This is a genomic window from Hymenobacter lutimineralis (assembly GCF_008271285.1).
Classification (GTDB): Bacteria; Bacteroidota; Bacteroidia; order Cytophagales; family Hymenobacteraceae; genus Hymenobacter; species Hymenobacter lutimineralis.
Map to the genome: position 1 here is coordinate 63913 of NZ_VTHL01000021.1, position 19800 is coordinate 83712.

The following is a 19800-nucleotide window of genomic DNA, read 5'->3' on the forward strand; positions in this document are numbered from 1 at the left end:
TGCTTACTTATGAAACGACTCGTACTTTTCCTGCTCTGCTGCCTGCCCTTGCTGGTCCGGGCCCAGAGCATTACGGTACCCAAAGAGCTGCCCTTTGCCGGGCTGAAGCTCACCTTTTCGGATGGGGGCCGCACGGCCGTGCAGCAGAAAGTAGATGCCCTCCGGCGGCACAACGCTTCCTTCCTGGCGCGCGTAGCCCTGGCCGACGCCTACTTCCCCATCATCGACCGGGTACTGCAGGAGAAAGGCGTACCCCTGGATTTCCACTTTCTGGCTATTCAGGAAAGCGGCCTGCAGGGCGACGCCCAGAGCATTCACGATGCCGTAGGCTATTGGCAGTTTAAGCGCGAGGCAGCCCAGGATTACGGGCTGGTAATGAACGACGTGGTTGATGAGCGCAAGCACATTACGGCCGCTACCCGAGCGGCGGCCCAATACCTGACGCGCAGCAACCAGCAGTACCGCAACTGGCTGAATGCCTTGCTCACCTACAACCTGGGAGCATCCGGAGCCAAACCTTACACCCTGCCCACCGATGCCGGGGCTACGGCCATGGAAATTACGGAGCAGACCCACCCGTACATTCTCACTTTTCTGGCGCACAAGCTAGCGTACGAGCCGGCCTGCGGGCAAAACCCCAAGCCCGCCCTGCTACTGCAGGAGTTTCCGGCGGCACCCGGCCAGGCCCTGCCCGCCGTGGCCGCCACGCTGCACACCAGCCCCGAGGAGCTGGCCCGGCACAACCGCTGGCTGCTGGCAGGCACTACGGTGCCCACGGACCGGCCCTATACCCTGGTAGTTCCCATCACCGATGCGCTGCAGCTGACGGCCTTGGCCGCCCAGCAGAAGGACGCCGCTACGGCCCTGGTACACGCCCCCAAGCCCGACCCCGAGCAGGTAGAGTTTGTGCGGGTAAACGGCCTGCGCGCCTTGGTGGCCCTGCCCGGCGACACCAAAGAAACCTTGGCCAAGCGGGCGGGCCTGAAGGTGCGCAAGCTCATGCAGTACAACGACCTGTTTGCCTTCGACAACATCGTGCCCGGCCAGGCGTACTTTGTGCAGAAGAAACGCGACAAAGCCGACGTGGAGTACCACGTAGCCCAGCCCGGAGAAAGCGTGACGACGGTGTCGCAGAAATACGGCTTGCGCGCCAAGGCCATCTGGCACAAGAACCGCATGGCCCGCAACGAGGAACTAAAACCCGGGCGCCTGCTGTGGCTACAGCATACCCGCCCCCGCGAAGTGGCCGTGGAGTACCTGCCCGTAAACAACCCGGCGGCGCTGGCAGCCTTCGAGCGGCCCCATGGCGCCGCAGCTCCTGCACCCAAACCTGCGCCTAAGGGTGCGCCCAAACCGGCCGCCAGCTCCGCCCCCAGCAAAAGCCGTCCGGCCGAAGCCGACGTGTATACGGGCCGTACGGCTGCGGGCCAGCGCGTCATCGACGACAATGAGAATGCCGAGGAAGAAGACAGCGTGCAGCGGAAAAAAGGAATAGGCAGCTTGCTGAAAAAGCCCCCCACTGCCACTGCGGCCACCCAACCCACCGAAACTGTCGCTCCGGCCGCCTCCGGGGACACGGCTGCTACCGCTGCTGCCCCCAAGGAAGCTGCGCCCGCGCCGAAGACTTTGTACACCGGCCGGCCGGCGGCACCGGCTCAGCTGCCTCCGGCAGCGCCCGTCGCCGACGAGCCCAGCCAGCCGGCGCCTACAGTGGCGGCCTCACCAACGCCGGCCGCTCCCGCTGCTTCCGCCCAACCCGCCGTGCCTGCCCCCACCCAACCAGCGCCAGCCGCTGCGACTCCGTCGGTTGCGCCGGCCGAAGCAGCGGCGGTTCCCCCGGCGGCGCCCGAAACCGCACTTACGCCCACGCCTGCCCCTGCTCCGGCCACCCCGGCTGCTCCCGTCACGGTTGAGCCAGTTCCTGCTAACGGCGTACACGTGGTTCAGCCTAAGGAAACCCTCTATGGCGTAGCCCGTCGTTATAATCTGCGTCCTGCCGACCTGATTGCCTGGAACAGCCTGCCCGCCAATCCTTCGTTGCGAATTGGCCAATCCTTGCGGGTCACGGCCCCGGCCGAAGTAGCCCCGACCTCGGCTGTCTCTACTCCGCCAGCAGCTGCGCCCGAAGCTGCGCCCATCAAGCATACGGTAGCTGCCAAGGAATCCATGTACGGCATTGCCCGCAAGTACGGCGTGACGGTTCAGCAGGTGCAGGAATGGAATAGCAAGCCTGATACGAGCGTGAAGCTCGGGGAAGTCCTGGTCATTAAAGCAGCTAAATAATTAGGTCTTAGGCACCTTTATCTGGCAGATTTAACCTTACCCAATGCGTTTTTTCTTTCGATTCCTACTGCTGCTTGGCCTGCTTCCTTATGCAAGCCTAGCCCAAGCGCAGGTCCAGGCGCAAGCTACCTTGCCTGCCTCCCCTCCCCCATTGGCCGAGGACTCCGTCCGGGCTATGTCGGCCTTGGTGCAAGCCAGCGTCAGGCAGCTGCGCAGCATCTACTGGGAGCCTAACGACGCCCGTTCCGTACAGCTGATTGAGGCAGCCCTGAAAGACATTCCGGCCTTCAACCAGCGCCTTAGTGCCTATACTACCAGCCTCCCCCGCGAGCAGCAGCAGCAACTGGCCCAGCGGCTGCGCCAACAGCCCTGGCAGGTAGAGCTACAGACCTTGCTGCGTAGCCCTCAATACCGCAATTTCGATGCTCGGGCGGCCAAAAACCCCGCCCTGAAGGCCGCCGCCGCGCGGTTGCAGGCTGCTTCTTTCTTTGGCCCCACGCATGCGGCCCCGGCTCCGGCGGTAGCGGCGGCTACCCCTACGCCAGCCCCGGCCGCGCCGGTTCCTGTGAAGTCAGCTCCAGCCGCCGTGCCAGAAGTTTCGAAACCGACAACGGCCCGGCTCCAGCACACCGTGCAAAAGGGCGAAACGCTGTTCAGCATTGCCCGGCGGTACGGCGTAAAGCCCAAGCAGATCCAGGAATGGAATGCCAAAGCCGATAACGGCGTAAAAATCGGGGAAGTCTTGGCAGTAGAGCCGGCCCGCTAGCCCGGAGCCTTCTTCTCTAGGTAGTATTAAAAGCAAACAGCCTTTCTCCGCGGAGAAAGGCTGTTTGGCTTAGCATAGAACCGGCATATTAGCGAGCCGGGCGGCGCAGGTGTCGAATACCTACCGCAGCCCCGGCCGCCAGCAGCAGGCTTACGCCCCCATCAATGGGAACTGTGGTTGGGTTATCGGGTTGTGGGCCTCCTTCGGGTGGGGAGCCTTGGGCGAAAAGGGGCTGTGCCGCCAGCAGGGTCAGCACGAGCAAGAGCCAGCGAAAATGCATGTCTGAGAAAAAGCTTGTTAGCGAATAACTAGTTTATGGGCCAACACCCCGCCTGCGGTGTGCAATTGGGCCGTGTAAACGCCGGCGGGCAACTGTGGCAGCGCCAGTGTCTGGCGTACACTTCCCTGGGGTGCCGTCAGCGTTTGCGTATGTACCACCTGTCCCAGGCTGTTGAGTAGTTGGAAGCTCAACGCTCCGGACTGCAGGCCATAGGCTTCCAGCGTCAACGCCTCGCCCGTTGTTGGGTTGGGATACAGCATCAATGAGCCAACGGCTGCACTTGGCCGGGTAGCCAGGGGTGCCTGCACGCCCAGGTGCAGCACAAAGCGCTGGGCCGTGGTACCCTGGGGCAGCTCCACCGTGAGGGCACCCTGACGAAGGTTGTGCCAGTAGCCAGCCTGCTTGTCTTCCAGCCACAGGCCTTCCGTCGCCGCAAAATTTTCGAGTTGCAGGGGCCGCAGCGTGTAGCGTCCCGCCGCCGGCACCTGAATAGCCATGGTCAGCTGCTGGGGTTGAGAATCGGCGGGTAAGCCCTGCACGGCCAGTAGCTCGGTTGCACTACGCATCTGATACAAGGACGGGCCGCTGGGCTGCAGCTTAAAGGCGTCGTACTTTCCGTCGAATGCGGCGGTAGCGCCCTCCTGACGGTACGTGTAGAAGACATCCGCCGGTTCGGCATCAGCGGGAGCATCGGCGGGCGCCAGCGCCAGGGCCAGCAAGGGGCGCGTTTCGGCTCGGCGCTGCAGAACGTTTGGTTGGAGCGTGGTTTCGCGGTGGATGTTGCGCAAAGGCAAGGTGGGAGTGCCGGCATTGGCCCGCACGAAAAAGCTCTGTCCCATGCTGATGAGGTGGGCCCGCGGTGCCCCTACTCCGTTCACGTAAGCCACGTAGCGCCCCGTGTACTTGCCCGTAGACTGATAGAGGTACGCCGCCGCGTCGATACCGGCAGGCAGCGTCACCAGGTCCCAGTTCAGGGGCGAAGGATAGGGGTTGCCAACTAGGTTCCAGCCCTGGCCTGTAATACCACGCGTCAGAGGCACGTCATAGTTGCCGTTGTGCAGGGGGCCAACGAAGGTGAGGACCCCAGGCATGGTATGCACGGTGTAGCCTTGGCCGGCCGTCATCTGGTCCGTGGCGGCCGCCGGGGAAGCCCACCCCGCGCTGAAGCTACTGGCGGCCCCGCCCGTCAGGCGGGTTTCATCGTAGGCAAACACCGTCGGGTATGGCTTCACCGCACCAGGGTTGGCAGCCACGTTATAGGCGGGATTGAGCACGGGTGCCGTTCCGCCCGCTACTTGCAGGCTGCTGAACGGCGCTCCGCTTACTGGGGAACTCAGGTGGCGGTACCCCACCGAAGGATTGACGCTGCCATCAATGTAGCGCTGCACCCGCACCGGCCCCACAACGCCGCCGGTACCATTGTTGTACACCGATGCCGTCCCGTCCGCATTCGACTTTAAGGTCAACTGATGGCCATTCGTATTCAGCACGCCGCCGAGCGTGAGCAGGCCACGCACTTCAGTGGTGGCCGCCAGCCGGGCTCCGGCTCCATTAATGCTCAGGTTCAAAAAGCTCAGCGGGGAGTCACTTTCAATGTCGTCCAGCGTGGCCCCGGCTATGCTCACGATTCCCTGCTGGTGGTTGAAGGTACCGTGGTTGACGAACTTGCCTCCCACGGTAAAAACGGTATTGGGCGTGCCGCTAAATGTGAAGGTAGCCCCCACCCCGATGGTGATGTTGCGGACTCCGTTGGTGCTGCCCTTGTACTCGGGGCTGAATGGAGTGCCGGCCGGAATAACCACGTCGTACCCGAACTCGGGCACCGTGCCGCAGCGCCAGTTGGCCGGGTCGCGCCAGTCGCTCGACACAATGCCGGTCCACACGTTGGAGCCGTCCCCGCTGATGTTAACATCTGCTTGGGCATCGGCGTGCAGGCCGGTTACGGCATCGGTTACGCGTACTGTGTACGTGGTTGTCTGCTCGGGCAGGGCTTTCACGACGGGGCCGTCAGTCAGGTTCAGCCCGGCGCTTGGCGACCAGCTGTAGCGCAGGGCCGGCGCCACGGGCGCCTCCGACTGTACCCAGGTGGGCTTAGTTGAGCCTAAGCCAAGTTGGGCATACAACGCCGCCGAGGTGCTGTTGCCCAGGGTCTCGCCGCTGCCTTCATCTGCGTGATAGTAGGCCACCAGCCCGGCCGCTGCCGGGGACACCACCTGGCCGTAGTATTTCGTGAGGTCTGCCTCAGAGCGCGCTATGTTCCACACGCGTATTTCGTCGGCTTGGCCTTTCAGGAATTCGCCGTAGCCCGGCTGCGTGCCTACACTCAGCGGATTGCTGTTGGTGGCAATGGTGCCCGTCTGGGCCTGGTCGAGGCGCTTCACCCCATCAATGAACAGCTTTACGCGCTGCCCGTCGTAGGTGGCGGCCAGGTGGTGCCACGCGCCCCGGTACTGGCTGTAAGGCACCGAGAAAATGCGCCAGGCCCCGTTCAGGTGCAGGTAGAAAACCAGGTCGCTCCAATTGTTATCGGTGCGCGGGAAGATGTAGCCGGTGTTCTGGCTGAACGACGACTTGCACACCACGTTTTGCACGTTGTAAGCGGTAGACGCAGAGGCGTTCAGCCAGGCCTCAATAGTAATGGCCGAGCTGATATCCAGCGCCGCATCGTGCGCGGCGCTGGCAAAGTCATCCGTCCCATCAAACTGCAGGGCCGAACCAGCGGAGAAATTGGCGACGGAAGCAGTAGCCGTCAGCGTGGCCTGCCGGTTGTCGCAGAGCACGACGGAGGTAGGCGACACACTTACCTGCGGCCCCGTTTGGGCCAGCGCCACCAAGGGTCCTAACAGCAGGACGCTTGCCAGCGGTACTCGTAAGCTTGTTTTCATAGAAGAGGTAAAAAGGGCGTTTTGTGCCGCGCTGCTGGTAGCAGAATTCGGCGGCACAAAAATGCGCCGGCCCCAGGCAGCCCTTATACCCACTTTGGGTGGTAGCCTCGCGCTGCCTGCTCACATGAGTATGTGAACTCTAAGCCGGGAAAGGTCTCTTTCCGGCTTTCGAGAAGCAGCGCCCTACTGGTGATACGCCAAAATCCCTTGCCGCGCAACCTTTCCCGGCCACCAATTCGTGGGTAACTTTACCTGATGCTTGGGCCCACTCACGGGCCGGAGCGTGTTGCCCATGCCCGTTTTCTCGCACCTGCACTGCCACACTCAATATTCCCTGCTCGATGGTCAGGCCAGCATATCGGCTTTGATGAAAAAGGCCCAGGCTGATGGAATGCCCGCCGTAGCCCTCACCGACCACGGCAACATGTTCGGGGCCTTCAACTTCGTAGCGGAGGCTAACAAGTACAATGTGAAGCCCATTGTCGGCTGCGAGTTCTATTTGGTGGAAGACCGGCATAAGAAAAGCTTTAGCCGGGAAAAGGGCGAGCGGGACGTGCGCCACCACCAGCTGCTACTCGCCAAAGACCAGGCCGGCTACCAGAACCTGGCCAAGCTCTGCTCCATGAGCTTTATCGAGGGTGTGTATTCCAAGTATCCGCGTATTGACAAGGAGCTGCTGCTGCAGTACCACGAGGGTCTGATTGCCACGTCCTGCTGCATCGGGGCAGAGATTCCGCAGGCCCTGCTCTGGAAGTCGGAAGAAGAAGCTGAGGAGCTGCTGAAGTGGTGGCTCGATGTATTCGGCGAGGATTACTACCTGGAAATCCAGCGCCACGGCCTAAAGAACATCGACAACACGGGTAAAAGCCAGGAGGACCTCAACCAGGTGCTGCTGCGCTGGGCCCAGAAATACAACATCAAGGTTATCTGCACCAACGACTCCCACTACGTGGAGCAGACCGACTTTGCCCCCCACGATATTCTGCTGTGCGTGAACACCGGCGAGGAGCACAGCATCCCCGTGGGCGACTTTCAGACCAAGTACTTCCGGCTGATGTCCCAGGACAACAAGGTGCTCTACGACCACCTTGACAATCTACGCCCCCTCGCCGCCTCTGATGACCAGGTCCGCCGTCAGCTTATGCGCATTGATGAGGAAGCCCAGATGCCCAAGCCCCGGGCCCGCTTCGGCTTCCCCAACGACCAGTTCTACTTCAAGAACCAAGAGGAGATGAACCGCCTGTTCCGGGACGTGCCGGAAAGCGTGGACAACACCAACGAAATTGTGGACAAGATTACCCCGCCCAAACTGCAGCGGGATATTCTGCTTCCCAACTTCCCCCTCCCGCCCGAGCACCCCACCGCCGATGCCTTCCTGCGGCACCTGACGTACAAAGGCGCCTTCGAGGGTTCCAAACGGCGCTATTCTGAGCGCACCCCGGAAATTGAGGAGCGCCTCGACTACGAGCTGCGCGTGATTGAAACCATGGGGTTTGCGGGCTACTTCCTCATCACCCAGGACTTCATCAACCACGGCCGCAACATTGGGGTGGCAGTTGGCCCGGGGCGGGGCTCGGCGGCGGGCTCGGCAGTAGCCTACTGCATCGGCATCACCAACATCGACCCAATCAAGTACTCCCTGCTGTTTGAGCGTTTCCTGAACCCGGAACGCGTGTCCATGCCCGATATCGATATTGACTTTGACGATGTTAACCGTCAGAAAGTCATTGACTACGTGGTGGATAAATACGGCAAGACGCAGGTTGCCCAGATTATTACCTTCGGCACCATGGCCGCCAAGTCCAGCATCAAGGACGTGGCCCGGGCTATGGATTTGCCCCTGCCCCAGGCCAACGACCTGGTGAAAATGGTGCCCGACCAGGTGGGTACTACCCTGACCAAGGCCTTTGCCGAAAACCAGGAGCTGGACATGATCCGGCGCGACGAGGCCCCCGACAACCTGCGCGGGCAGATTCTGCGCCTGGCTACCCAGCTCGAAGGCTCGGTGCGCAACACGGGCATTCACGCCGCCGGCGTCATCATTGCCCCCGACGACATCACCAAGTACATTCCCGTCTCCACCTCCAAGGACTCGGACCTGCTCGTGACGCAGTTCGACGGCAAGGTGATTGAGAGTGCCGGGATGCTGAAGATGGACTTCCTGGGGTTGAAGACCCTGACCATCATCGTGGATGCCATCAACCTGATCGAGCAGAACCACGGCGTCAAAATCGACATCGATGAAATTCCGATTGACGACCCCAAAACCTACGAGCTGTACCAGCGCGGCGACACCATCGGCACGTTCCAGTTCGAGTCGGAGGGCATGCGCATGTACCTCAAGGACCTCAAGCCCACTAACATTGAGGACCTGATTGCCATGAACGCCCTGTACCGGCCGGGCCCGATGCAGTTCATTCCAAACTTCATCAACCGCAAGCACGGCCGCGAGCCGGTGGAATACCCGCACGAGCTGCTGGAGCCCATCCTGAACTACTCCCAGGGCATCATGGTGTACCAGGAGCAGATTATGCAGGCCGCTCAGATCTTGGCCGGCTACTCCCTTGGGGGCGCTGACTTGCTACGCCGCGCCATGGGGAAAAAGGACATGAAGAAGATGGCCCAGGAGCGGGAAAAGTTTGTGGAAGGCGCCAAGAAGCTGCACAACATTCCCGCCAAGAAGGCTTCGGAGGTATTCGACGTGATGGAGAAGTTCGCGGCCTACGGCTTCAACCGCTCCCACTCCGCCGCCTACTCCGTAGTGGCTTACCAGACCGGCTACCTCAAGGCCAACTACCCCGCCGAGTACATGGCCGCGGTGCTCACCAACAACATGGGCGACATCAAGAAGGTGACGTTCTTTATTGAGGAAGCCCGCAAGCAGGGTGTGCCCGTACTGGGCCCCGATGTGAACGAATCCATCCTGAAGTTCAACGTGAACAAGCAGGGGCAGATTCGCTTTGGCATGGCCGCCGTGAAAGGGGCCGGCGAAGCGGCCATTGAGAATATCGTGCAGGAGCGTATGAAGAAGGGACCCTTCACCGACATCTTCGACTTCTCCAAGCGCGTGAACCTGCGGGCCGTAAACAAGAAAACCTTTGAAAGCCTGGCCTTATCGGGGGCCTTCGATTCATTTGAACGCTACCACCGACGGCAGTTCATCGAAGCTCCCAGCGGCGACCAGAACCTGATTGAGAAGGCCGTGCGCATGGCCCAGCAGTACCAGGCTGAGCAGGAATCGGCGCAGCAAAGCCTGTTTGGGGGTGGAGCCTTCGGCGCCGTGGCCATGCCCCTGCCCAAGGTGCCCGACATGGAGCCTTGGCCCGCTACCGAGCAGCTGCGCCGCGAAAAAGAAGTGGTGGGCTTCTACCTTTCCGGCCACCCGCTCGACGACTTCAAGCTGGAAATAGACTCCTACTGCACCTGCGGGCTGGACAAGGTGGAGAGCTACAAAAACCGCGAAGTGACGGTGGCCGGGCTGATTACGAACGTGCTGTTCAAGACCACCAAGACGGGGCAGCCTTTCGTATCCTTCACGGTAGAAGACTATGAATCGTCCCTGAACTTGGCCCTCTTCCGCGACGACTATACCCGTTTCAGCAGTATTATCAACCCCCGCAACTACGACAAGGAGCAAGTGCCGCCCATGTACATCCGGGGCAAATACGCCCAGCGCTTCCGCGACTCCGACCAGTTCGAGTTCAAGATCCTGACCATGGAGCCCTTGTTTAACGTGGCCGAAAAGCTGGCCAACGGCGTGCGGGTGCAGCTGGATCTACGCACCATCACCGAGCCCTTCATGGACCGCTTCATGGAAGCCGTAGAAGGCTGTGTGGGCTCCAAGAAACTAGAAATAAAATTCGCCGAGCCCCACGAGCACATGACGGTAGATATGTATTCCCGCCGCTACCGCATCGAGCCGAAGGAGTTTATCCGCCGCATGCGGGAAATGGAAATCGAGGCCTGTCAGCTTATTTAGGTTTAGGAAGTCAATCGACACTACCTGCCAAACTGGCCGAATGAACTTTCCGGCGCGCTCCTTGTTTGAAGCGCAATCTGCTACCTTGCAGCCTTTGCTGCGTAAGAAGCACTTTACGTTGTCATCACCACAAACCCCCTACTCTTATGGGACATAAAGCCATCGAAATTACCGATGCGAACTTCGACCAGATCATCAACTCCGATAAACCCGTACTCGTGGACTTCTGGGCCGAGTGGTGCGGCCCGTGCCGCATGGTAGGTCCGGTGGTAGAAGAGCTGGCCGGTGAATACGAAGGCAAAGCCATTATCGGCAAAGTCGACGTTGACTCCAACCCGCAAACTTCCGCCAAGTTCGGTATCCGTAGCATTCCTACGCTGCTGGTATTCAAGAACGGCCAGATTGTAGACAAGCAAGTGGGCGCTGTACCCAAGCACGTACTGGCTCAAAAGCTCGACGCGCAGGTAACCGCCTAAGCTCGCGAGCAAAGAAAAAGCCCCGGCATCATCTTGATGCCGGGGCTTTTTCTTTGCTCGCGAGCTTAATAGTGCTGCCCCGGAAAGTCAACGCGTGCTTCCGAAGGCGGTGTGCGAGAGGCCTTGCCATTGCCGAACAGCGAGAAGTTTGGCGCAAAGGAAATAGGCACGGTGTACGTCACGGCTGTGGGCACGTTGTATTCCCGACCCGGCTGAAACTGTGGCAAGCTTTCCACTACCCGGCGGGCTTCATTATCGGCCTCTGGTGCCAAGCCGCGCACGACCCGAACCTGACCGATGCGACCATCTTCGCCTACGGTGTACGACACGTATACCTTCCCGCTGATGCCTTTACGGCGCGTATCTCGCGGGTATTGGGTGGTGCGGCTGATAAAATCGAGCAAAGCCTGCTCGCCTCCTGGGAATTCCGGCATTTGGCGCCGCTGCAGCTTGCCCACGTAGGGGCTACCATCGGGGTTGAAGAAAGCCAGAGCAGGGCCCTTGGCCCGGCTCAGGAGCTCAATGGCACTGAGCTGGCCCGTATCGTAGTAGTAGCGCCACTCGCCTACCGGTCGGCCATACAGATAGCGGCCTTCGGAGCGCTTCTGCCCATTGCGGTGCACCGTTACCCAGCGGCCGGTGCGCTGCCCGCCTTCAAACTGTCCCCGCTCCCGCACTTTTCCATTCTCGTACCAAGCTACGTACACTCCCTCGGGCTCATCATCTTCGAAGTGCACTTGGCTGGCCTTAGTACCGTTGGGATGATACCAGGTAAATAGTCCAGAGCGCCACACCGGGTCGATGCTGGTAAAAAAACCTTTTAACAACAATGTACCATTGAGCGCATGTTCCCGAATGGTATATCCAGTTTCCGTCTTACGGTCAATAATCCTGTAATGCGTGGCACTGTCGGGCACTACTTCTTCGCCTTGCTCATTCAGGTAAATGGCCGGCATGCTTTGGCTCATTCCTTTCCAAGACCAACACAATAACCCAAGGAGTAGTAGGAGTGCTTTCATAGGATGCCTGCTGGAATCGTGGACGTTAAATATACAAAACTAGCATACGTAACCTACCGGTTCAGGTCGCAAAATTATTACTTTCCTCGGGCAATGCTTCCCACCCCGGGCAAAACCAAAGTCGAGGGCAACGCCAGCGTCCGATTTTGACCAGCCCCGTTTTATTCAATTCTTGCCACGCAGTCACAGAATCGGCAAGACACTTATAAATGTTATAATAATTATACTGTATATCCAGCATTACGGGTGGTATCTACATTCATCCACTGGCCCCTCCGGTTACAAAAACAGCCCAGCTACGCCACAAACGGCTATAGGCTGGGCTGCAACAGGTGCGGCTGATGTGCTGAGGTCTAAATCAGTTGAATGGGCCGGTTAAGCGTCTCCTCCAGGGAGATAAGCGTTTCGGTGCGCTCAATGCCCTCAATCAGTTGAATCTTGTCGTGCAATACCTCCCGCAGGTGGTTGGTGTCGCGGCAGATGATGCGGGCAAACAGGCTATAGTTGCCGGTGGTGTAGTAGATGCTCAGGATTTCCGGAATAGCCTTAAGCTGCTCGGCTACGCTGTTGTAAACGGAGCTTTTGTTGAGGTAAATACCCAGGAAAGCATTGATATCGTAGCCTAGCTGGGCATAATCGATGTTGAGCGTAGCGCCCCGCACAATGCCTAGCTCCTCCATCCGAGCCATGCGCACGTGCACGGTGCCCCCGGAAACATGGACTTTACGGGCAATTTCGGTGTAGGGCATCTTGGCGTCATCAATGAGCAAGGCCAAGATCTTCCGATCGGTGTCATCAAGTTCGTAATTGCGGGCCATTTTCAAAAACTATGATTAGTGTTTTTTCAAACAAATGAACGAAATATTAAAAAGAATGTAAATTTTCAGCAAATAGTCTACAATTATTTTACAATAAGGGATTAGTTTTTACCTTTGTCATAATCCAACGCAGAAGGCGGGGACATATTGTAGAATGATGAAACTGGCAGACATGCCCTCCTCTCTCGGGGGTGGAGATTCGGGAAAAACTGGTCCGGCGGCCGGCTAACTACTCCGTGGAGGTTCGAATCCTTCTTCTACAGCTTTTAAATGGGGAATCGTGAGTGGGAAAAAACAAGGACGTATCTGGGTGGGTGCGTCCTTTATCAGGAGGCTGCATCTGGGTGGGTGCAGCCTTTCTTTTTTACCCTATCCCAGCCCCAGATTATTGGGCGGGACGCGTATCGTCCCGGAAAAAATCGCGCAAAGGTCTGTTTTTCTCGGCTAAACTCCATCTTACCTCAAAAGAAAAGCCTCCTCTGCTTGCCAGCAGAGGAGGCTTTTTACTAGCCTATCGTTGCATTCAGCTACTTATAAATTGAAATCTGGGATTTGCCGTCGGCTTTGATATAGCCGCGGTACATGCCTTCAGAGTTGAAGGGCATAGCCACGTTGCCCGCCTGGTCCAGGGCAATCAGGCCCCCGTCCCCACCCAGCTGGCCTACTTTATCGATAGTCGCCTGAGCGGCCTGCTGCACGGGTATGCGCTGGTATTCCACGCGGGCCGCCACGTCGCGCGCCACGGTAGCGCGGATGAAGAACTCCCCCCAGCCCGTACAGGAAACAGCGCAGGACCCGTTGTCGGCGTAGGTGCCGGCTCCAATGATAGGGGCATCTCCAATCCGGCCGTAGCGCTTGTTGGTCATGCCGCCCGTACTGGTGGCCGCCGCCAAGTTGCCGTACTGGTCGAGGGCTACCGCGCCTACGGTCCCATACTTCTTACCTTCGGTGAAGATATTCTCGGCGGCCCCGGTTGGCTTGCTCTTCTTACCGTTCTTCATCTTCACCTTCGTTTTCTTGGGCAACGCTTCCGGCTTGGTAGGAGCATTCAGCACATCGGGGGTGCCGGCACTTTTTTCCTGCTGCAGGGCGTTTTGCAGCTGCTGGTAGCGGGCCTCGGTGTAGAAGTAATCGGGCTTTACTATTTCCAGGCCTTTTTCCCGAGCAAACTGCTCGGCTCCTGCGCCTACCATCATCACGTGCTCCGACTTCTCCATCACGGCGCGGGCGGCACTGATGGGGTTGCGCACGGTGGTGACGCCCGCTACGGCTCCGGCTTTCAGCGTGCTGCCCTCCATAATGGCGGCGTCCAGCTCGTTGCGGCCGTTGTGGGTGAATACGGCACCTTTGCCCGCATTGAACAACGGCGAGTCTTCCATTACCCGCACGGTGGCCTCCACGGCATCGAGGGAAGTACCTCCTTTTTTCAGGATAGCATAACCCGCCTGCAAGGCCTTTTCCAAGGCTTCCTGGTAGGCTTTTTCCTTTTCAGGCGTCATCAGCGCGCGGGTGATGGTGCCGGCCCCACCGTGAATGACGAGCGTAATTCGGCTGGCATCTACGGCCGGAGCTGCCGCCGAGCCAGTGGCCACCTGCGCCAGCAGCGGCGTACCGCTCAGGAGTATGGCCAGCAAGAAAGAAGAAAGCTTTTTCATAGAAAGGGTTGGAAAAGGGTGGTTCATCAAGAAACAACCCACTTACTAGCCAGAGGCTAGCAAGCGGGTTGCGCAAGGTAAGCGAGTTGTCCGCATTCTGCTTTACCGCGTGGCCACGGGCTGAGCCTGGCGGCGGTACTGGGCCAGGCCGGCATCCAGGAACTGGAGAAACCGGGCAGCATCCGGCTCATAGGCTACGGGTTGGGCCAGCACGTGCGCCTGGTCGACCGGGGCGTTGGGGTCGAGCAGCACGTAGTACGGCTGGGCATTCACGTTGAAGCCCGTGAGCTGCAAGTCGGCGTTTTTCTTACCCAGTGTGGTTTTTTGCTTGTTGTCGTGGCGTGAGACGTACCACTCAGCCTGAGGCAGCTCCGTTTTATCGTCTACGTACAGGGCCACTACCACAAAGTCTTCCTGCAGGCGTTTCAGCACTTGTGGGTCGCGCCACACGGTAGCTTCCATTTTGCGGCAGTTGACGCATGCGTGACCGGTAAAATCAATGAACAGTGGCTTACCCGCCGCCCGGGCGCAACGCTTAGCCTGCTCCAGATCGAAGTACCCGGACAGGCCGTGGGGCAGTTCCAGGAAGTCAGCGTGGCGCGGGGTCTCACACTGGCTGTTGACAGCGGCCAGCGCGGGTGCGGCCGGGACGGCGGCGGCCAGGGTAAAATCGTGGCGGCTCTGGGGCGGCAGGTAGCCGGCCAGCAAGGGCAAGGGGGCGCCAAATAGGCCGGGCACCAGGTAAGTCATAAAGCTGAAGGCCAGCACGGCCATCATTAGCCGGCCTACGCTTAGATGAGGCAAGTCGGAATCATGGGAGAGTTTAAAGCGGCCCAGCAGGTAGAGCCCCAGCAAGCCCGACAGAGCAATCCAGAGCACCAGGTAGATGTCGCGCGAAAGCAGGTTCCAGTGGTAAGCCAGATCAGCCATGCTCAGGAACTTCAGCGCCAGCATCAGCTCCACGAAGCCCAGCACCACTTTCACCGTATTGAGCCAGCCCCCCGAGCGGGGCAGGTTTTTCAGCCAGGCCGGGAAGATGGCAAACAGCGTGAAGGGCAAGGCAAAGGCCAGCGAAAAGCCCAACATGCCCACCACGGGCGTTATTCTTTCGCCCTGCGCGGCCAGGCTCAGAATGGTAGCTACGATGGGCCCCGTGCAGGAAAACGATACCACCACCAAGGTGAGGGCCATAAAGAAAATGCCACCCCAGCCACCTTTGTCGGCCTGCGCATCTATCTTATTGACCATACCGTGGGGCAACGTGATTTCGAACAGCCCCAGAAACGACAGGCCGAAGACCACGAACACCACGAAGAAGATAAGGTTGGGCAGCCAATGCGTGCTGATCAGGTTGAGACCATCGGCCCCGGCGAGTACCGTCACGAGCAAGCCTACCACCACATAAATAAAGATGATGGACAAGCCGTAGACTACCGCTTTCAGGATGCCCTGCCGCCGTGTACCGCCACCACTCGTGAAGAAGGACACCGTCATCGGAATCAGCGGAAACACGCAGGGCGTCACCAGCGCCAACAGCCCCGACACGAAGGCCGCCAGGGCGAAACTCCACAAGCCAGTCGCTGGCATAGTGCCGGTGGCCGGAGCGGCCGTAGCCGCCACTGCAGGCTGTACGGTTGGGCTTTCGGCCACCCCGGAATCGGGGGGTACTGTACCTGAAGTGGCCGCCAAAGTAGGAGCCGTGGTATCGGCGGATAGAGCCGGGGCCGCTGCTACGGTGGCTGGCATAGCCGGAGTAGCCGTTGTAGCCGGAGCAGCGGCCGGCGTAGTGGCCGGCGCTACTGCTGCCTGGCCCGTAACCTCAACAGGACCAAAGCTCAGGCTTTGCTCGCCGGGAATGCAGCGCCCATCCACGTCAGTGCAGGTCTGAAACTCCGTCTCGGCTTTGATGGTAAGGGTACCGGGCTGGAGTAGGCGGATGCGCTGGCGGATCTGGCCGGTGCCTTCAAAGTACGTAACGTCGCCCTTGAACACGTCGTCGTACTTCTTTTTGCTGCCAATGGATTTGGGCTTACCTACCAACTCGTAGGCGGGGCTTTTGGCGAAGGTGAAGGTGAACACCGTAGGTCCCAGATCCGGGTCGAAGTCCGTGGCGTAAAGATGCCATTTATCATCAATGCGGGCATTCACAATCAGGTCCAGCTCCTCTCCTACCTGGGCCGTAGGCTTGCTGATGGTGGCGGAAAGCTTGGAAGGGATGAGGATCTGTGCCGGGGCAGCATTGGCCAGCAAGACCAGCAGCAGAAGCGGTGAGAGCAAAAATTTAACAACAGCAGACATACAGCGAAAGCAAAAGCAGCGCACCAATGGGGTGCGTACCTAAACAAAGGTCAGCAAGAAGTAGCACAATTTTTTAGGCGAGGTTGCAGGTCGTAGTGCCCCTTTTTGCCGAACCACGGCCCCAATCCCGCGCCGGGGCCCAACCGCTTGCCTATATTCTCGTACTTTTGTGCTACATATGGATACTGAGCCGCGTGAGCCACAGTGTCCGAACCTATGGCCTTAAACATCTTACTTACCGTTCTGCTCGTGTTGCTGAACGGCTTTTTTGTGGCAGCGGAGTTTGCTTTCGTAAAAGTCCGCATCTCTCAGATTGACATCAAGGCACAGGGCGGCAACCGGCTGGCCAAGCTCGTGCAGAACATGCTGCACGACCTGAATTACTACTTATCGGCCACGCAGCTCGGCATTACGCTGGCTTCGCTGGCGCTGGGTTGGATTGGGGAAAGCGTGGTGGCCGAGGTGGTTATGGCCATTCTGCACCAGTTCAACATCACGCTGGAGCCAAACACGGTACACCAGATTTCGTTGGTTACTTCCTTCTCTATCATCACGGTGCTGCACATCGTGCTGGGCGAGCAGGCGCCAAAAGTGCTGGCTATTCAGAAGCCCGAAAACGTGAGCCTGGCTATTGCCATACCGCTGCGGGCATTTGCCTTCGTCATGTTTCCGCTCATTTGGTTGCTCGACCGGCTTTCCAACATCGTAGCGGGCTTTTTTGGCGGCCAGGCCACCCACGGCTCCGATGCGCACTCCGCCGATGAGCTGCGCCTGCTGCTGGACCAAAGCAAGCAGAGCGGCGAAATTCAGGACTCGGAGCACGAGCTGATCGAGAATGTCTTCGAGTTCAACGACCGGATGGTGAAGCAAATCATGGTGCCGCGCACCAAGATTTCGGCCATCGACGTGAACACGCCCCAGGATGGCATTCTGGAGATGGTGTACAACGAAGGATTTTCGCGCATTCCCGTGTATGAGGGCAACATCGATAATATTATTGGGGTGCTCTACGTGAAGGATTTGCTGCAAATCATCCGGCGCAACGAGGCCATTGAGCTGGCCAAAATCATGCGGCCGGCCTACTTCGTGCCCGAAACCAAAAAAATCAACCGGCTGCTGCGGCAGTTTCAGCGCAAGCACACCCACATGGCCATTGTCTCCGACGAGTTTGGCGGGGTCTCGGGCATTGTCACCATCGAAGACATCATGGAAGAGCTGGTGGGCGAAATCCAGGATGAGTACGACAACGAAATACCGGCGGTGGAGAAAATTTCGCCCACCGAGTTTCGGGTAAACTCCGCCACGGCCATTTCCGACGTCAACGAATACCTGCCGTATCCGCTGCCCGAGGGTGAAGACTACGAAACCGTAGGCGGCTTGCTCAACCTGATTTACGGCAACATCCCGGAAGTGGGCGACGTGGCCGTGCTCGACAACTACGAGTTCCGGGTGCTGCAACGCTCCCGCCGCGCCGTGGAGCTGGTGCAGCTCCGCGTCACTTCCGCCGATGAGCGGGAAAGCGGATTCGAGGAAACCTTGGAGGGCTAACCTCTCCCCAGACTCAACGAAAAAGCCCGGCTGGATTCAGCCGGGCTTTTTCGTTGAGTCTGTTCTAGTTACTGCAGCCAGCTGGCGTAGCGTACGTAGTTATCGGCGGTGCGGGCCAGGCCGGCGCGCTGCTCCTCCGTCACGGGCTTAATCTTGCGCGCCGGTACCCCGGCATACAGGTAGCCCGCCTCGCAGCGGGTATTCTCCAGCACCACTGCCCCCGCCGCAATAATGCAGCCCGTGCCTACCACGGCGTGGTCCATCACAATGGCGCCCATGCCAATCAGCACATCGTCCTCCACTGTGCAGCCGTGCACAATGGCCCGGTGCCCGATGCTGACGCGGGCCCCAATGGTGGTAGCGGCTTGCTGATAGGTACAGTGGATGATGGCGCCGTCCTGCACGTTGGTTTTGTCGCCGATGCGGATGCTATTCACGTCCCCGCGGATGACGGCGGTAAACCACACCGTGCAGCCCTGCCCGAGCACCACGTCGCCGATGATGGTGGCATTATCGGCCAGAAAACACTCGGGGCCAAACTGGGGTAAGACGCCGTGGACGGGCAGGATGAGAGCAGGCATGCAGGGAATAGGGGAATGTGCTAATGTGGAATGAATGTGGAAAATGTGCTAAATACTGTTCTTGCGAAGAAGCGCAAGGAAGCAATATCCTTGTTTCGTAGCTCACCTTTACCTCAGCGCGTGAGCATGCGTTTCCAGGTGCCTTTTTCCCAGTTGTACTTGAGGGTGCTGGGTAAGGCCTGCCAGAAGTACTTGCTGGTCTCCACGGCAAAGCTGGGTTGCATGTAACAGTTGATGGTGCAGCCTTCGCACTGGGGCAAGCGGCCCTCCAGGGCGGCCAGCTGCTGTACTTCCGCCGAATGATACAGCTCGCGCAACCGGCCCTCGATGGGGAACTTCCGCTCGCCGAGGTGGTAACAGGGCAGCACCAGCTCGTTGCTGGGCGAAATGACGAGGGTAGTGCTGGCGGCCCGACAAACGGGGGCGGCTACGTGGTTGCCCCCGTCGCGGCGCAGCTGAATGAAGGCCTCGTTCAGGTACACGCCCTTGCGCCGGCCAAAAGCCGCCAGGTAATCCAGCTCTTCGGCCGTGAGCTGCTCCCCGGTGGCCACGCTGTTGTACTCAAACGCCGGGTTCAGAATCAATACCAGCTTGTTGGGCTGAGTAATTTCCTGGTAGACCTTTTCCAGATCTTTAATATTCTCCCGGAACACGGTGAACAGGATGTCGGGCCGCTCACCCAGTTCCAGCGCCACCCGGATACTTTCCAGCACAAAATCATAGCAGGCTACGCCCCGGCCTTTGTCGTGCACTTCCTTTTCCGAGGCATCCAGGGAGAAGTGCAGCATATCTACCTTGCCGCGTAGCTTCTCGGCGTATTTGGGATAAAGCAGGCAGTTGGTGGTGAGCGTGGTGATAAAGCCCATATCGTGCGCCAGCCCCACAAACTCGTGGATCTGGCGGTGCAGCAGCGGCTCCCCCCCCGTGAAATCCACCACCGAAACACCCAGCGCTTTTAGGTCGCGGAGGTTCCGGGCTACGTCTTCCAGCTGGATGTAGGGCGAAGGTTTCTCCCAGATGTCGCAGAACGAGCAGCGTGCGTTACACCGGTACGTGACGTAATAATTGCACAGAACCGGATGACGAACCAGACGCATAGACCCCAGATGTAGTTGGACCGCAGATCAAAACGGATGTAAAAACGGATAGCGCAGCTAGTACTCGCCTTGGAGACCAGGGGCTGATAGTACGGCTACGCGAAATTTCCGCCGC

Annotated in this window: 13 protein-coding genes; 5 read left to right on the plus strand and 8 right to left on the minus strand. The window is 59.2% G+C overall.

The annotated features are described in order from the left end of the window. Positions 1-9: 9 nt before the first annotated feature. Both FY528_RS17140 and FY528_RS17145 read left to right on the plus strand, forming a co-directional pair. Complete coding sequence (locus tag FY528_RS17140; protein WP_187632170.1) at positions 10-2283, plus strand: LysM peptidoglycan-binding domain-containing protein; 2274 nt, start codon at positions 10-12, stop codon at positions 2281-2283. A 130-nt stretch (positions 2284-2413) separates the two neighbouring features. Next, the gene (locus tag FY528_RS17145) at positions 2414-3049 is read left to right on the plus strand and encodes a LysM peptidoglycan-binding domain-containing protein (RefSeq protein WP_168681287.1); all 636 of its coding nucleotides are present in this window, start codon (positions 2414-2416) and stop codon (positions 3047-3049) included. An 88-nt stretch (positions 3050-3137) separates the two neighbouring features. On the opposite strand, the gene FY528_RS17150 is transcribed toward FY528_RS17145, so the two are convergent. Next, positions 3138-3329: a PID-CTERM protein-sorting domain-containing protein gene (locus tag FY528_RS17150; RefSeq protein ID WP_149072254.1), complete on the minus strand. Its 192-nt coding sequence runs from the start codon at positions 3327-3329 to the stop codon at positions 3138-3140. A 17-nt stretch (positions 3330-3346) separates the two neighbouring features. Continuing rightward, positions 3347-6214 carry a DUF8693 domain-containing protein gene (locus FY528_RS17155; RefSeq protein WP_149072255.1) on the minus strand — a complete coding sequence of 956 codons (2868 nt, stop codon included), beginning with the start codon at positions 6212-6214 and terminating at the stop codon, positions 3347-3349. Between the two features lie 292 nt (positions 6215-6506). On the opposite strand from FY528_RS17155, the gene dnaE reads away from it, so the two are divergent. Further along, a complete protein-coding gene (gene dnaE / locus FY528_RS17160) occupies positions 6507-10193 on the plus strand; it encodes a DNA polymerase III subunit alpha (protein WP_149072256.1) in 3687 nt (1228 codons plus the stop codon). Positions 10194-10339: 146 nt separating this feature from the next. Continuing rightward, positions 10340-10669: a thioredoxin gene (trxA, locus tag FY528_RS17165; RefSeq protein ID WP_135397675.1), complete on the plus strand. Its 330-nt coding sequence runs from the start codon at positions 10340-10342 to the stop codon at positions 10667-10669. 65 nt (positions 10670-10734) lie between these two features. Here trxA and FY528_RS17170 read toward each other — a convergent pair whose 3' ends face one another. The 4 genes from FY528_RS17170 to FY528_RS17185 form a co-directional block, all read right to left on the minus strand. Then, the gene (locus FY528_RS17170; protein ID WP_187632171.1) at positions 10735-11637 is read right to left on the minus strand and encodes an energy transducer TonB; all 903 of its coding nucleotides are present in this window, start codon (positions 11635-11637) and stop codon (positions 10735-10737) included. A gap of 404 nt (positions 11638-12041) precedes the next feature. After that, positions 12042-12506 (minus strand): Lrp/AsnC ligand binding domain-containing protein, encoded by a 465-nt coding sequence (locus FY528_RS17175; RefSeq protein WP_149072258.1) that lies wholly within the window; start codon positions 12504-12506, stop codon positions 12042-12044. A 527-nt stretch (positions 12507-13033) separates the two neighbouring features. Then, on the minus strand, positions 13034-14161 hold the full coding sequence (locus tag FY528_RS17180; protein WP_149072259.1) for an isoaspartyl peptidase/L-asparaginase family protein: 1128 nt from the start codon (positions 14159-14161) through the stop codon (positions 13034-13036). A 102-nt stretch (positions 14162-14263) separates the two neighbouring features. Then, positions 14264-16459: a protein-disulfide reductase DsbD family protein gene (locus tag FY528_RS17185; protein WP_149072260.1), complete on the minus strand. Its 2196-nt coding sequence runs from the start codon at positions 16457-16459 to the stop codon at positions 14264-14266. A 216-nt stretch (positions 16460-16675) separates the two neighbouring features. Here FY528_RS17185 and FY528_RS17190 point away from each other — a divergent pair, with 216 nt between their 5' ends. Continuing rightward, the gene (locus tag FY528_RS17190) at positions 16676-18007 is read left to right on the plus strand and encodes a hemolysin family protein (protein ID WP_149072261.1); all 1332 of its coding nucleotides are present in this window, start codon (positions 16676-16678) and stop codon (positions 18005-18007) included. A gap of 68 nt (positions 18008-18075) precedes the next feature. Here the strand turns inward: FY528_RS17190 and FY528_RS17195 are convergent, their stop codons facing one another. Further along, complete coding sequence (locus tag FY528_RS17195; RefSeq protein ID WP_149072262.1) at positions 18076-18588, minus strand: gamma carbonic anhydrase family protein; 513 nt, start codon at positions 18586-18588, stop codon at positions 18076-18078. A gap of 113 nt (positions 18589-18701) precedes the next feature. Then, the gene (locus FY528_RS17200; protein ID WP_149072263.1) at positions 18702-19685 is read right to left on the minus strand and encodes a radical SAM protein; all 984 of its coding nucleotides are present in this window, start codon (positions 19683-19685) and stop codon (positions 18702-18704) included. Between the last annotated feature and the right edge of the window lie 115 nt (positions 19686-19800).

What these genes read in the sequence shown, in the direction of transcription:
- FY528_RS17175 (WP_149072258.1), bottom strand. Translation starts at nt 12,506, where the DNA reads ATGGCCCGCAATTACGAACTTGATGACACCGATCGGAAGATCTTGGCC.
- FY528_RS17180 (WP_149072259.1), bottom strand. Translation starts at nt 14,161, where the DNA reads ATGAAAAAGCTTTCTTCTTTCTTGCTGGCCATACTCCTGAGCGGTACG.
- FY528_RS17140 (WP_187632170.1), top strand. Translation starts at nt 10, where the DNA reads ATGAAACGACTCGTACTTTTCCTGCTCTGCTGCCTGCCCTTGCTGGTC.
- FY528_RS17200 (WP_149072263.1), bottom strand. Translation starts at nt 19,685, where the DNA reads ATGCGTCTGGTTCGTCATCCGGTTCTGTGCAATTATTACGTCACGTAC.
- dnaE (WP_149072256.1), top strand. Translation starts at nt 6,507, where the DNA reads ATGCCCGTTTTCTCGCACCTGCACTGCCACACTCAATATTCCCTGCTC.
- FY528_RS17170 (WP_187632171.1), bottom strand. Translation starts at nt 11,637, where the DNA reads ATGAGCCAAAGCATGCCGGCCATTTACCTGAATGAGCAAGGCGAAGAA.
- FY528_RS17150 (WP_149072254.1), bottom strand. Translation starts at nt 3,329, where the DNA reads ATGCATTTTCGCTGGCTCTTGCTCGTGCTGACCCTGCTGGCGGCACAG.
- FY528_RS17190 (WP_149072261.1), top strand. Translation starts at nt 16,676, where the DNA reads ATGGCCTTAAACATCTTACTTACCGTTCTGCTCGTGTTGCTGAACGGC.
- FY528_RS17185 (WP_149072260.1), bottom strand. Translation starts at nt 16,459, where the DNA reads ATGTCTGCTGTTGTTAAATTTTTGCTCTCACCGCTTCTGCTGCTGGTC.
- trxA (WP_135397675.1), top strand. Translation starts at nt 10,340, where the DNA reads ATGGGACATAAAGCCATCGAAATTACCGATGCGAACTTCGACCAGATC.
- FY528_RS17195 (WP_149072262.1), bottom strand. Translation starts at nt 18,588, where the DNA reads ATGCCTGCTCTCATCCTGCCCGTCCACGGCGTCTTACCCCAGTTTGGC.
- FY528_RS17155 (WP_149072255.1), bottom strand. Translation starts at nt 6,214, where the DNA reads ATGAAAACAAGCTTACGAGTACCGCTGGCAAGCGTCCTGCTGTTAGGA.